Origin of the sequence: Pseudomonas huaxiensis (genome assembly GCF_003231275.1) — a bacterium.
GTDB lineage: Bacteria > Pseudomonadota > Gammaproteobacteria > Pseudomonadales > Pseudomonadaceae > Aquipseudomonas > Aquipseudomonas huaxiensis.
In genome coordinates this window covers 111,508-123,775 of sequence record NZ_QKVL01000002.1, presented here as the reverse complement: position 1 = coordinate 123,775, position 12,268 = coordinate 111,508, and the positions used below count along the sequence as shown (strand labels likewise).

The following is a 12,268-nucleotide window of genomic DNA, read 5'->3' as shown; positions in this document are numbered from 1 at the left end:
TTGCTCAATCCGCTAGAGGAGGTATGCCAAAAGGGGTAGTTGCCATGAAAGGGCATGGAAGTTGCTCCCCCTCAGGCAATTCCCCAGGGTTGCAGGAGTAGAGGGATGGACAACGCCACGCTGTCGACGCCCGGCTGGGACGCACTCACCGAGCGCGAGGGCCAGACCCTGACGCTGATCGGCGCGGGCCTGAGCAACAAGCAGATCGCTCGGGAGCTGGGAATCAGCGACGGGACCGTGAAGATCTACGTGCGCAACCTGTTGCGCAAATTCCGCATGGAATCGCGCCTGGCGCTGGCGACACGGGTGCACCGTGGCGTGCCCGCTGAGCGTGCAACCATGGCGCCGGCTGCACCGATTCCGTTCGCCCTTGGCCTGCTGAATGAACTGCCGGGCCTGATCTACCGCGGCAAGAACGACCGCAGTTGGTACATGGAGTACGTCAGCGCCGGCTGCATGCCCCTGACCGGCTACCCCGCCGACTACCTCACCAGCAATCCGCAACGCAGTTTCGGCTCGCTGATTCTCGATGAGTACGCCGATTACATCTGGTACTGCGTGCAGTGCGCGCTGCTCAAGCACGAGCCGTATCAGCTCAGCTACCGCATCCGCTGCGCGGAGGGGCGGATCAAGGATGTCTGGGAGACGGGGGTGGGGATTTACTCCAGCAGCGGCGAGGTGTTGGGGGTGGAAGGGGCGATTTTCGAGCGGTTGGTCTGAGAGGCTTGAGGGGGGTGACAGGGCCTCATCGCTGGCAAGCCAGCTCCCACAGGGCCATGAGCTGAACGCAATTTCAGTGCCTGGCGCAGGACCCTGTGGGAGCCGGTCTTGCCGGCGATGAGGCCGGCCACGGCGATGTCATTGCCGGGGCTGGCCTCTCGCTGGCAAGCCACACACAGAGGGAGTGGCTTACCCACAAAGAGGGTCCTGACACAAGGCCCACAGCTACTTGAACAACGGACTCAAATGCTCGCTGAGGTACACCCCCTCCGGGTCCAGTTCGCGGCGCAGGGCGCGGAAGTCCTTGGCCCGCGGGTAGATCGCCGCCACATCCTCACCGGTGAGGAAGTGCAGCTTGCCCCAATGCGGCCGCCCCCCATAACTGCGCAGGATGGCATCCACCGCCCGGAGGAACCCCCAGTAGTCCGTACCCGGTTCTCCGGAGACCGAAATCGTCACGCTGTCCTGCTCGAAGAACGGGCTCATCCAGGCGCCATCCCCGGCTGTGAAGCGGTACTCGATCGGGTAGATCGCTTCCGGGAAGTCTTCGAGCATGGTCTTGCGCACGGCCCGCAGCGCTTCTTTGGCGTGGGCCAGCGGCACGGCGTATTCCAGTTCATGGAAGTTGGGCAGGTATTCGATGGGGTAGACGTCGGAGCTGTAGGCGATTTTTTCGAAGGCACTTTCAATCGGCGGGCGGTCGGTGATGTCCATCACCTTGACCTCGCAGACATCGGTGGTGCGGCCGCTGCTGGAGGTGGCTGCGGTGTCGGGCAGGCAGTAGCAGTGACGGCTGCGTTCGGTGGGGCACCAGAAGAAGCTGAAGTGCCGGTGTGTCCTGGCCAATTCGTCATGCTTTTCCATCACGCTTTCGAAGTCTTCCCGCCAGATGCGTTCGTGCAGATGGAAGCTGTCGGTCACCTGCATCGTCAGTTCGGAGACGATGCCCAGCACGCCGAGTGACACCCGCCCGGCCTGGAGCAGGTCGGGGGTGCTTTCGTCGACGACGATGATGCGGCCGTCCGGCTGGATCAGCTTCATGCCGACGATCGACGACGCCAGGTTGCCCAGTTGCAGGCCGGTGCCATGGGTGCCGGTGGTGAGGGCGCCGGCGATGGACTGACTGTCGATATCGCCCTGGTTGATCATGGAAAACCCGGCGTCCCGCAGGGCTTTGCCGAAGGCGTTGACGGTGGTTCCGGCGCCGGCGGTTACCCGTTTGCGCTCGTAGTCGATATGGCGGATGCCACTGAGGTTGCCCAGTGTCAGGTGCAGGCCGTTGGTCAGCGCCACGGGCGTGAAGGAATGCCCGGACCCGGCAACGCGCACGTTCAGGCCCCGGCGCGTTGCGTCGCTGACCAGGCTGCACAGTTCGTCTTCACTGGTCGGCGCGCCGCGCTCGGCACGGATGCAGGACTGGTTGCCGGCCCAGTTGCGCCAGTGGGCGTGTTCCAGCCCGAACTCATTGATGTGCATGTTGTTCGACGAGGTGGTCACGATAGATCTCCTGCTTGTTGTTCTGATCAGAGAGCGGTGTAGGCGTTGTCGGCGAACAGGTGCGCGCCGTTGACGAAACTGGCGTCGTCGCTGGCGAGGAACAGCGCGGCAGCGGCGATTTCTTCGGGGCGGCACAGACGGCCCTGGGCTGCGGCGATCGCTGCCTCGGTGACATCCACACCGTATTTGCCCAGGGTGTCGATTTCGCGCAGGCCGTGAGCGGTGGCGATGAAGCCGGGACAGATGGCGTTGGAGCGGATACCGCGATCACGGTACTCGACCGCGATGGCCCGGGCGAACATATGGGTGGCGCCCTTGCTGGTGCAATACAGCACCTCCATCGGTGTACCCACCACCGCCGAGATCGACGAGGTGCAGACGATGCTGCCGCCACCCGCAGCGAGCATTCCCGGCAACACGGCCTTGGTCACGAGGAACATGCTCTTGACGTTGACCGCCATGATCCGGTCCCAGTCCTCTTCGGTGGTGTCGAGGAAAGGCTTGGCGCAGAGGATGCCGGCGTGGTTCATCAGTACGGTGATCGGGCCGAACGCCTCCTCCACACTGGCCACGGCGGCGGCCACTTGTGCCGCGTCGGACACATCCGCCGCCGCGAACACCACGTCGTGACCGGCCTCCCGCAAGGCATGGGCGATGCGGCTGCCGTCGCTGCTCGGCAGGTCGACAATCCCAACCCGTGCGCCCTCGGCGGCGAACAGCTCCGATGCGGCCAGGCCGCAGCCTCCCGCACCACCGGTGACAAGGGCAACTTTGCCGTTGAGGCGTCCACTCATTGTGTTTCTCCTGAACGTGGAACAGGCCACGTAATGAAGTGCTTTTATTGGAGGGCAGCAACCGGCGCTGTGGTATTGAGAATGACTGGGAAAGTTACGGAAAACCATATACCGGGGGGTATAGAAGGGGGGATTTAAATCGATTGGAAGTTGCACCGGATTCGTGCACGGAAAAGCCCCGGTGCCTGTTGCAGAGGCCCGGGGCAATAACGGTGGCTGTTCAGGAAGTTCTGGCGATGTAGTTGATGAATAAACGGAAAAGTTCTGCGTAAGTGGAGATCTCCAGACGCTGGTAGATATTGTGCTTGTGCACTTTTACCGTGCCTTCCGAGATATTCAGGGTGCGTGCGATCGAAGTGCTGCTGTGCCCCTGCAACACCAGTTTGGCGACATAGCGCTGGGTATCGGTGAGTTGCCCCTGGAGCATGTCGATGAACGCGTCTTCGAGCATCACATCGCTGCGTTGCGGGTCCACCAGTTGGTCGCCCAGGGCCAGCCGGCAATGCAGTTCGAAGACCGATGACAGCACCGGAGCCATCAGTGCCAGTTCCGCCAGTTCGTCGTCGCTGAACGGCCCCTTGGAGAGGTTGCGCATCAGTGAGTAGACCACTGCGACCTGCGGGCGGATGGGCACGATAAACCCCACTTCCTCGATCTCGCTGCCTTGCCCGGACGAGACGCAGGGATGCAGGTCCCTGGAGATGGCGAAGCCCGATGAAAAGAAACTGTCGGGGGCCAGGTCGCTCATGCGCCAGAGGCCGGCGGGGTGTTCGTTGATGCAGGCGACATAGAACGGATCGAGCAGATAGCCCCCACGCAGGTAGGCGGCCAGGGTCTTTTCCGGCACCGACTGGTTGTAGCCGTTGTGGATCAGCAGCGCGTTGTGGTTGAAGCGGAACAGGTAGGCGCAGCTCATATCGAACGCCAGCGTGTGCCGGACCATCTCATCCAGCGCAGCGCCCAGTGCCTCGCTGCCTGCCGCGCGTATGACCGCCGACAGGCGTGTCGCTTCTTCAGCTCTCATTGTGATTGCCACGCCTTCTGGTTTCGGGCTCAAACAAGCCGGGGCGCGGCCTCGAAGTGCGCTTGCCCGGCGATGTCCGAAAGATCCATCTCCACGGCTTTCGGCACCGCCAGCCAGTAAGCCAGAAGCATGCCAAGGGCGCCGCCGGTCAATTTGCCGATGATCAGGGGCAGGATGAGAGTGGGCTGGAAGTTGGCCGAGAAGGCCATGTGATCGCCGAAGGTGAAGGCGGCGCAAACCGAGAAGGCGATGACCAGCACCTTGTCCTTGGCCGGCATGTCCTGCACCAGGCGGAACATCGCCAGGATATTGCACGAGGCCGCCAGCACACCGGCGGCGCCTACCGCGGACAGGCCCAGGCGTGTCGCGACCTTCTCGATCGGCCGGGACAGGAAGCGCTTGATCAAGTACACCATCGGGAACGCGCCGCACAGCATGATGCCGATGTAGCCGGCGATTTCCAGGGCGCGGAACTGGTCGGCCTGGTCGGCAATGATCGGCGCGAAGCCCCAGCCGCCGAACAGGTGGCTGAAGGCGGAGGTGAAGTACTCGACGATGGAGGCGACCAGCACCAGTGTTACCAGCAGATACAGGAGCTGACCCAGTTTCAGGAACAGCGTCACCATCAACCCGGGCAGGTAGCGCAGGGCGGCAGCCAGGGCGAGACAGAACAGAATCAGCGGCATCAGGTTGCGCAACAGCATCGGCAGGGTGAAGTGCAGGACCTGGGTGGCGGCGCCGGTGGTGGCGACATCCGCCCGCACACCGAGGCCGAGGAATTGGGTCACCAGGGCAATCACCATGATGCTCAGGGGGATGGTCAACAGCCCGGCCATGACCCCGAGCGCCATGTACTTGTGATCGACCTTGCGCAGCATCGCCAGCCCTACCGGAATGACGAAGATCACCGTGGCCCCGGACTGAAAGCCGGTCAGCAGGCCGAGGATCCAGCCTTCCGGGCTTTGCGCGAGGCTATGGGCCAGCTGATAACCGCCCATGTCCGAGGCGATGAAGATCGGGCCGGCTATTCCCGGGTCGGCGCCCATCCACAGGAATATCGGCGCGATGAAGGTGGCGATGAAGCTGGAGATATAGGGAATCGAGGCCATGATCCCGGCGACCGGGATAAAGATCGGGCCGATGCTGTGCAGGCCCGCAGTGAACTCCTTGCCGAGCGCCGACTCGGCGTCGACGATCGAGGCGATGGCGCCAATGACGGCGCAGGCCATGATCAGATAAATGATGTACGTGCCGATGTTTTCCATGATTGCTGCCTCTTCTCTTGTTCGGTTTATTGGCAGTTGGACAGGGATGCTGCAGGGCGACGCCGAAGCGCAAGGCTGGCGCCGGCTCCGGGGGCGGGATTGTTGTGAGGGACGCTTGCCGGAGTGATAGGCAAGGTACGGCGGCGGGCGCCGTTCTGTACATATACCGGGGGGTATAGGAGGGGGGATGAAATGTTGCTGGAGTTGCTGGCGATGAGGCCGGCCGCAACAACCCTGTTGCCGGCCGGCCGCTATCGCTGGCTACGTCAAAGCGCAGCCTTCACCTGCAACCCAAACACCAGCGCATTATCGATATCACTGCCCGAGAAAGCTCCCGGTTCGATGATGTACTGCACATCCGGGCGCAGCATCAGCCAAGGGGTCGCCTGGTAGCCGTAGCTCAGCTCGATCAGGCGCTCGGCGTTGCCCAGGTTGGGGAAGTCCTGGCCAGTGGCGAGGGCGTTCTGCTCCTGCACTTCGCGGCTGCGTGGATTAGGTACCGCGCGACCGAAGCCGAGGGCGACGGTGTCGTTGGGACGGCTGGCGAACGGCTGTTTGAGCACCACGCCGGTGCTGTACCACTTGCTGAACGGCGACGCCGCCGAACTGGCCGCCGCAGCCTGGCCGAACACATGCAGGCTCTGGCCGGACAGCGCGCCGGACTGCCACATGGCCTGGTCCAGCAGCAGGTAATGGCCGCCACGACCGGCGACTTCCTCGTTGCTGCCGATGCGCTTGGCGTCGGAGCTGTCGTAGTACCAGCCCAGTTTGTATTCGCCCGCCAGGCCATCGAGTTTCTTGTACACCAGCTCCACCGGCACCACGGTGCCGGTCTTGTGCTTGGGCATGACATGCCAGGCACGGCTGGAGTTGCCGTTGCTGTCCGGGTCGACGGCGAATGCCGCGACGCGGACCTGCCAGGCCGGGTTGAAGCTGTACTTCAGGCGCACGCCGAGGCGGGCGTTGGGGTAGTTGGTCCAGCCGCTGCCGCCGGACATGTTCAGCGGATGCCCGCAGAAACCGGCGTTCATGAAGTTGCACAGGATGCCGCTGTCGAGGCCGCCGAGGTCGTTGCCCATGGCCATGTAGCCGAGCTTCACGTCCAGCGCGGGGGTGAACAGGCTGCGCTCGTAGCTCAGCTCAGTGAGGCGAGTGTAGAGGCCGCCGAAGTTTTCCTGCACCGGCAGGCGGTTGCCGACCAAGTCGCCGGAGCCGTCGTTGCCGCGTCGGTCGTTGATGGTCAACTGCACCACGCCGGCGTTGTCGACGCCGTAGAGTTTGTCCAGGTCAAAGCGCACGCCGAGCTTGAGGTTCTGCGAGTAACGCGCCGAACGCTTGAGGCCGCCGTCGGCGTTGTACACGGTCTCGCCGCTGTAGTCGCCGGTAAAGCGGATACCGTCGGATTCGAGTTGGTTGCGCAGGCCGCCCCAGTCGCCGGTCAGGGTCGAGCGGTCGAACACATCGGAGGCGTTAGCGAAGGCGGGGGTCAGACAGCAGGCCGCCAGCAGCAGGGCAGCACGACGGTCGGAAAAAACAGAAAACATGAAGGAGGTTCCCGGGGTAAAGCCAAAACAGAACGCGCGGCCGAGGCCGCGCGGGAAAACGTGCGCCCGCCGCAAGGGCGGGCGCGGGGTCAGGTCACGGCAGGGCGTAGGAGATGACGTAGTCGCCGCGGTCGGTCGACTGACGCGCACCACCGGCGGTGATCACCACATACTGCTTGCCGGTCTTCGGCGAGACATAGGTCATCGGACCGCCCTGGCTGCCCACTGGCAGACGGGATTTCCAGATTTCCTTGCCGTTGCCGCTGTCGAAGGCGCGCAGGTAGAAATCCTGAGTGCCGGCAATGAATACCAGGCCGCCCTGGGTCGACAGGGTGCCGCCAAGGGTCGGCAGACCGATCGGCAGCGGCAGGTGCATGCGGATGCCCAGCGGGCCGGTGTCTTCCACGGTGCCGACGGGGACCTGCCAGGCAACCTGGCGAGTCTTCATGTCGATGGCGGTCAGGGTGCCATAAGGCGGGGCCTGGCATGGAATACCGGCAACCGACAGGAAGCGGTTCTTGTTCACCGCATACGGCGTGCCTTTGAGCGGTACCGCGCCCATGCCGGTGTTCAGTGCTTCACCACCACCGGCGGCCTTGCCCTGGTTGGCCGACGGGATCATCTGAATCCACAGGCCCAGGCGCATGTCGTTGACGAAGATGAAACCGTGCACCGGATCGGTGGACAGGCTGCCCCAGTTCATCCCGCCGAGGGAGCCGGGGAAACTCAGCGACAGGTCGGTGCCCGGCGCGGTGTAGAGGCCGTCGTAGCGCATCTTCTTGAAGTCGATGCGGCACAGCAGTTGGTCATACGGAGTGGCGCCCCACATGTCCGACTCGGTCAGGGTTTGCGCACCGATCTGCGGCATACCGACCGAACGTGGCTGGGTGGCCGAATACTGCTCGTCGGGGATGCCGGCGGCTTTCACCGGGACTTCCTCGACCTTGGTCAGCGGCTGGCCGGTGGCGCGGTCGAGCACGAAGATTTGCCCGGCCTTGGTGCCGATCACCAGCGCAGGAACGGTGTTGCCGTCGTCCTTGGTGAAGTCGATCAGGCTCGGCTGCATCGGCAGGTCGAAGTCCCAGAGGTCGTTGTGCACGGTCTGGTAGACCCACTTCTCGGCGCCGGTGCTGGCGTCGACCGCGAGGATCGAAGCGCCGTACTTGTGGTTCAGCGCGGTGCGCTCGGCACCATAGATGTCAGTGGACGAACTGCCCATCGGCAGGAACACGGTGTTCAGCGCCGGGTCGTAGGACATCGGCGCCCAGCTGTTCGGCGTGCTGCGCACGTAGGTGCTGTCGCCGTTTGGCGCCTGCTTGTCTTCCGGGTTGCCCGGGTCGAAGGCCCAGCGCATTGCACCGGTGATCACATCGAAGCCGCGGATCACGCCGCCGGGCATGTCGGTCTGCACGTTGTCCGCAACGCGACCGCCAACCACCACGGTGGTGCCGGCCATCAGCGGTGCCGACGACAACTGATAGTAGGAGTCGGGCACGTTGCCCAGACCGGCCTTGAGGTCAACCTGGCCGTTGTTGCCGAAGCCCTGGCAGAACTCGCCGGTGTCAGCGTCGACTGCGATCAGGCGAGCGTCGATGGTGTTGGTCAGCAGGCGACGCTGGCAGTTGGCGCCGGCCGCAACTGTGGCCGCGATGATCGGCGAACTGTTGGGCTGGGTCGGCTGCGCGACGGCCTGGGTGGCGTCGAAATAGGCCATGCCACGGCAACGCTGCCAGACCTTGGACTGGGCGTTGATCTGGTTTTTCCAGAGCTCCTTGCCGGTGTCGGCATCGAGCGCGATCAGGTTGTTGTGCGGGGTGCAGATGAACACCTTGTCGCCGATCTGCAGCGGGGTGAGCTGGTCTTCGGCACCGTTGCCGTCGCTGAGGGCGACGTCGCCGGTCTGGTAGGTCCAGGCCACTTTCAGCTTGTTGACGGTGTCGCGGTTGATCTGGTCAAGCGCGGCGAAGCGGCTGCCGCCCTCGGTGTTGCCGTAGTGAGCCCAGTCTTTCTGCGCCTTGGCCGGGTCCACCGGCGTCAGTCCCGGACCGTTGCCGTTGGCGGCGACGGTTGGGTGCGCGACGAACATATTGCCCACCGCCCACACCAGCGCGATCGCCAGCACGCCCGCGACGCCGTAGGCACCGCGCCCGGCAGTGCCGCCGGAAGCGCGCACCAGCGTCGGGTAGGCCAGCGCGACGACGAAGCCGATGGCGCTGAACATGAACAGGCGGGAGAACATCGGCCAGAAGCTACGGTCGGTGTCCACCAATGCCCAGACGGCGGTGCCGACCAGGAATGCGGCGAACAGCCAGGCGCCGGCCGGTTTGCGCAGGGCGATCAACACCCCCGCGACCGCCATGGCCAGGCCACCGATCAGGAAGTACCAACTGCCGCCCAGAGAGGTCAGACGAACCCCGCCCGCGGCCAGTGCAAGGCCGAGCAGGGCGACGACCACGCCCAGCCCGATGAGGATGAATTTGCTGAGGCCAGAGGCCTGAGAAGGTTGTTTCATGCGGAACATCTCGCTGTGTGAATGCGGGCGATTATACGCTTAGCTAGCTAATTAACTAGGTGGTCCATTAAAAAAGCTGCGACAAATGCACGCAATTGGTCGGCTTGACAAAGGGGAGATTAGACGCATGCGGGGTGGTTTGCTGGCTGGCGCTTGCGGATGGTGTTGCGGCGTTCTTGAGATCGAGCGCCGCTTGTGCGGCGCATCGCGGCTAAAGCCGCTCCTACAATTTTGCAACGTGCCATGGTCTGGGGGCAGGTTGGAGAAGGGGCGTCAACGGCTTCAGCTCGATCGATGAAGCCACTCCTCCCGCGTCATCTCCCACACCTCTTTCAGCATGGCGCCTGACACGAAACGTCCTTCCTGTGTCGCCACCAACCGCATTCCCTCGCGAATGGAAACCTTGCGCGAGCCCTCGTTCTCCACCGCCTTCGGCACTTGCATGACAGGCCGCCCCAGAGTCTCGAACCAATAAGCATTGATCACTTCGCACGCCTCCCGCATGTAGCCCTGACCCTGCCATTGCGGCGCGAGCCAAAAACCGCGGTTGTTTCCGGGCTCGTCGTACAGGCAAATGCTGCCGATCTTCTGCTCAGGCTCCGCCGCGAGACAAATCATCCAGTGCCATTCGCGACCTGCGGCCATGGCGGGGAGGGCGATGTCGCGGACGTAGGTGAGCGCACCGTCGTAGGGGTACGGCCAGGGCACGCGGCTGTCGAGGTAGCGAACCACTTCCCAATGGGGAAAGAGCTGCTGAATGGGCGAGGCGTCGCTCAGTTGTAGCGGGGTCAGTAGCAGGCGGGCGGTTTTGAGGGTGGGGGTGCTGTGCATGGCGCAGGATCCTTTGCGAGGGCGAGGGGTAGTTTCGCAACGCAAGGGCGGTGATGTCGAGGGGCCACTCGACATCACCGAAGGGGTGGCGGCTGTGCGCAGGTTGGTAGACCGGACCTACGCACCCGGCGCGCACGAAGGCGCCCCGTGCACAGCCGCCATGTCTGACAACGACTCATGGGGCGGAAAAGCATGACTGGGGAACTGCCTCCAATACAGTCGGAAATGGGAGAGGCTTTGTAGCCTCCGCCGATATCTCGAGTGGGTATTGCGTTGAGTCACTGTCAGAACATTTCGTTCGTTGGGCCGCTTGCCCCCGTTTGTTACCTCCGCGACCACGTTGCACGCTTCTGGCGCACTAGTTGAGCCATTTGGTAGCACCGCCCACACGCTTGCCCTCGCCTCACCAGCCCGTTTCCCAACCCTCCTTCCATCCGAATCAATCACTTGAACGCTCGCCCACCAACCTGGCACGCATTCTGCTTTTTCGGATACATGGATAATTGGATACAAAAATACAAAAGGTGCCGCAATGCAGTTCGCTCCCGCTTACGTTGACCGTCAGCCGCAGACCGCCGAGGAGGAGGCCTACAACTTCCTGCTGGAAGCCATCTGTTGTGGCCGCTACCGCAAGGGCGACCGCCTGATCGCCGAGGACATCGCCAACGAGATCGGCATGAGTCGCATGCCGGTACGTGAGGCATTCCGCCGCCTCGACGCCCAAGGCCTGGTGACCCTGCGCCCGAACCGCGGCGCGGTGGTCAGTGGGCTGGATATCGAGGAATTGCACGAAGTGTTCGAAATGCGCAGCGCCCTCGAAGGGCTGGCGGTGCGGGTCGCCGTGGGCCGCATCGGCGAGCGTCAGTTGGCGGCGCTGGAGCGGATGCTCGACGAGATGGACGACTACCGCGATGAAAGCGCGCAGTGGGTCAGCCGGCACCGCGCCTTCCACGAATACCTGTGCAGCCTCAGCGGCCGCCCGCGGCTGATGAAACAGATTTCCGCCCTGTACTCGCTGGTCGAGGCGCCGATGCGTCTGTGGCTGCAGCACGGCGACAAACCCCTCAGCGCCCGCCAGGAACATGCGGTGATCCTCGACGCGATCCGCGCCGGCGACGCCGCCCGCGCCGAAGCCGTGGTGCGCGAGCACATCGAAGGCACCGTGCCGGCGCTGATCCAGTTTCTGCAATCGGAAAAATAGAGGCGGGTCCGAACCCGCCCGTGTTTTGACTTTGAATCCTGCCGTTTTCCAACGAAGTGGAGTGTCTGGTCATGCATTTACGCCGCGCCTTGCTGGTGGCTGTTTCCCTCGGTCTGAGTACGCAATGGGCCGCCGGCGCGCCCCAGGTACCGGATCGCCTGAAGACGGTCGAAAAACTCACCTACTGCTCGGGGATGGACTCGCCGCCCCTGGTCTCCTTCGATGAGGCGCAAAAGCCGCGCGGCCTCACCGTCGACCTGGGGCTGGAAATCGCCAAGCGCCTGGGCAACAAGCAGGTGCAGTGGCGGGTGATCCCGTTCTCCGGCCTGGTGCCGGCGCTGCTGGCGGGGCAGTGCGACATGATCGTCGACCAACTGTTCGACAAGCCCGAACGGCGCCAGGTGATCGATATCGTCAACTACATGTATTCCAGCCAGGCGGTGGTGGTGCCCAAGGGCAATCCGAAAGGCCTGAAGACCCTCGATGACTTGTCCGGGCACAAAGTGGCGGTGCTCAACGGCTCCACCATCAAGACCCTGCTCGACGCTCACAACGACAGCCTGGCCAAGGCGGGCAAGGCGCCGATGAAGCCGGTGGTCTACAACACCGACACCGATGCCTTCCAGGCTCTGCGCATCAATCAGGTGGACGCTTACGGCACCACCGTGGAAACCGCCGGCTACTACGCGGCGATGGCGCCAGATCTGTTCGAGGAAGGCGTGCCGGCATTCAGCCGCATCCTCACCGGCCTCGGTATTCGCAAGGACGATCCGCAATTGAGCGCCGCAGTGCAGCAGGTGATCGACGACATGCGCGGCGATGGCAGCTACGCCAGGTTGCTGAGCACCTGGCACGTCAGCAGCGACACTCTCGACTGAGG

Annotated in this window: 10 protein-coding genes; 3 read left to right on the top strand and 7 right to left on the bottom strand. The window is 63.6% G+C overall.

Annotated features, from left to right (window positions below; all coding sequences use genetic code 11):
* Positions 1-105 precede the first annotated feature (105 nt).
* A complete protein-coding gene (locus tag DM374_RS03900) occupies positions 106-720 on the top strand; it encodes a LuxR C-terminal-related transcriptional regulator (protein WP_110968684.1) in 615 nt (204 codons plus the stop codon).
* A 225-nt stretch (positions 721-945) separates the two neighbouring features.
* Here the strand turns inward: DM374_RS03900 and DM374_RS03895 are convergent, their stop codons facing one another.
* The 7 genes from DM374_RS03895 to DM374_RS03865 all read right to left on the bottom strand — a co-directional run bounded on the left by DM374_RS03895 (position 946) and on the right by DM374_RS03865 (position 10,187).
* Positions 946-2,217 (bottom strand): D-arabinono-1,4-lactone oxidase, encoded by a 1,272-nt coding sequence (locus tag DM374_RS03895; RefSeq protein WP_110968683.1) that lies wholly within the window; start codon positions 2,215-2,217, stop codon positions 946-948.
* Positions 2,218-2,243: 26 nt separating this feature from the next.
* Positions 2,244-3,011 (bottom strand): SDR family NAD(P)-dependent oxidoreductase, encoded by a 768-nt coding sequence (locus DM374_RS03890; protein WP_110968682.1) that lies wholly within the window; start codon positions 3,009-3,011, stop codon positions 2,244-2,246.
* Between the two features lie 220 nt (positions 3,012-3,231).
* Positions 3,232-4,035, bottom strand: a complete 804-nt coding sequence (locus DM374_RS03885; protein ID WP_110968681.1) for a helix-turn-helix transcriptional regulator — start codon at positions 4,033-4,035, stop codon at positions 3,232-3,234.
* 29 nt (positions 4,036-4,064) lie between these two features.
* Positions 4,065-5,300: an ethanolamine utilization protein EutH gene (gene eutH / locus DM374_RS03880; protein ID WP_110968680.1), complete on the bottom strand. Its 1,236-nt coding sequence runs from the start codon at positions 5,298-5,300 to the stop codon at positions 4,065-4,067.
* Between the two features lie 266 nt (positions 5,301-5,566).
* The gene (locus tag DM374_RS03875; protein ID WP_110968679.1) at positions 5,567-6,844 is read right to left on the bottom strand and encodes a carbohydrate porin; all 1,278 of its coding nucleotides are present in this window, start codon (positions 6,842-6,844) and stop codon (positions 5,567-5,569) included.
* Positions 6,845-6,938: 94 nt separating this feature from the next.
* Positions 6,939-9,356: a glucose/quinate/shikimate family membrane-bound PQQ-dependent dehydrogenase gene (locus tag DM374_RS03870; protein WP_110968678.1), complete on the bottom strand. Its 2,418-nt coding sequence runs from the start codon at positions 9,354-9,356 to the stop codon at positions 6,939-6,941.
* 282 nt (positions 9,357-9,638) lie between these two features.
* Positions 9,639-10,187: a GNAT family N-acetyltransferase gene (locus DM374_RS03865; protein WP_110968677.1), complete on the bottom strand. Its 549-nt coding sequence runs from the start codon at positions 10,185-10,187 to the stop codon at positions 9,639-9,641.
* A 532-nt stretch (positions 10,188-10,719) separates the two neighbouring features.
* On the opposite strand from DM374_RS03865, the gene DM374_RS03860 reads away from it, so the two are divergent.
* A complete protein-coding gene (locus DM374_RS03860) occupies positions 10,720-11,388 on the top strand; it encodes a GntR family transcriptional regulator (protein WP_110968676.1) in 669 nt (222 codons plus the stop codon).
* A gap of 71 nt (positions 11,389-11,459) precedes the next feature.
* Positions 11,460-12,266: an ABC transporter substrate-binding protein gene (locus tag DM374_RS03855; protein ID WP_110968675.1), complete on the top strand. Its 807-nt coding sequence runs from the start codon at positions 11,460-11,462 to the stop codon at positions 12,264-12,266.
* The last annotated feature ends 2 nt before the right edge of the window (positions 12,267-12,268 follow it).

Coding starts and splice junctions, on each gene's coding strand:
- DM374_RS03900 (WP_110968684.1), top strand. CDS start 106: ATGGACAACGCCACGCTGTCGACGCCCGGCTGGGACGCACTCACCGAG.
- DM374_RS03890 (WP_110968682.1), bottom strand. CDS start 3,011: ATGAGTGGACGCCTCAACGGCAAAGTTGCCCTTGTCACCGGTGGTGCG.
- DM374_RS03885 (WP_110968681.1), bottom strand. CDS start 4,035: ATGAGAGCTGAAGAAGCGACACGCCTGTCGGCGGTCATACGCGCGGCA.
- eutH (WP_110968680.1), bottom strand. CDS start 5,300: ATGGAAAACATCGGCACGTACATCATTTATCTGATCATGGCCTGCGCC.
- DM374_RS03875 (WP_110968679.1), bottom strand. CDS start 6,844: ATGTTTTCTGTTTTTTCCGACCGTCGTGCTGCCCTGCTGCTGGCGGCC.
- DM374_RS03870 (WP_110968678.1), bottom strand. CDS start 9,356: ATGAAACAACCTTCTCAGGCCTCTGGCCTCAGCAAATTCATCCTCATC.
- DM374_RS03865 (WP_110968677.1), bottom strand. CDS start 10,187: ATGCACAGCACCCCCACCCTCAAAACCGCCCGCCTGCTACTGACCCCG.
- DM374_RS03860 (WP_110968676.1), top strand. CDS start 10,720: ATGCAGTTCGCTCCCGCTTACGTTGACCGTCAGCCGCAGACCGCCGAG.
- DM374_RS03855 (WP_110968675.1), top strand. CDS start 11,460: ATGCATTTACGCCGCGCCTTGCTGGTGGCTGTTTCCCTCGGTCTGAGT.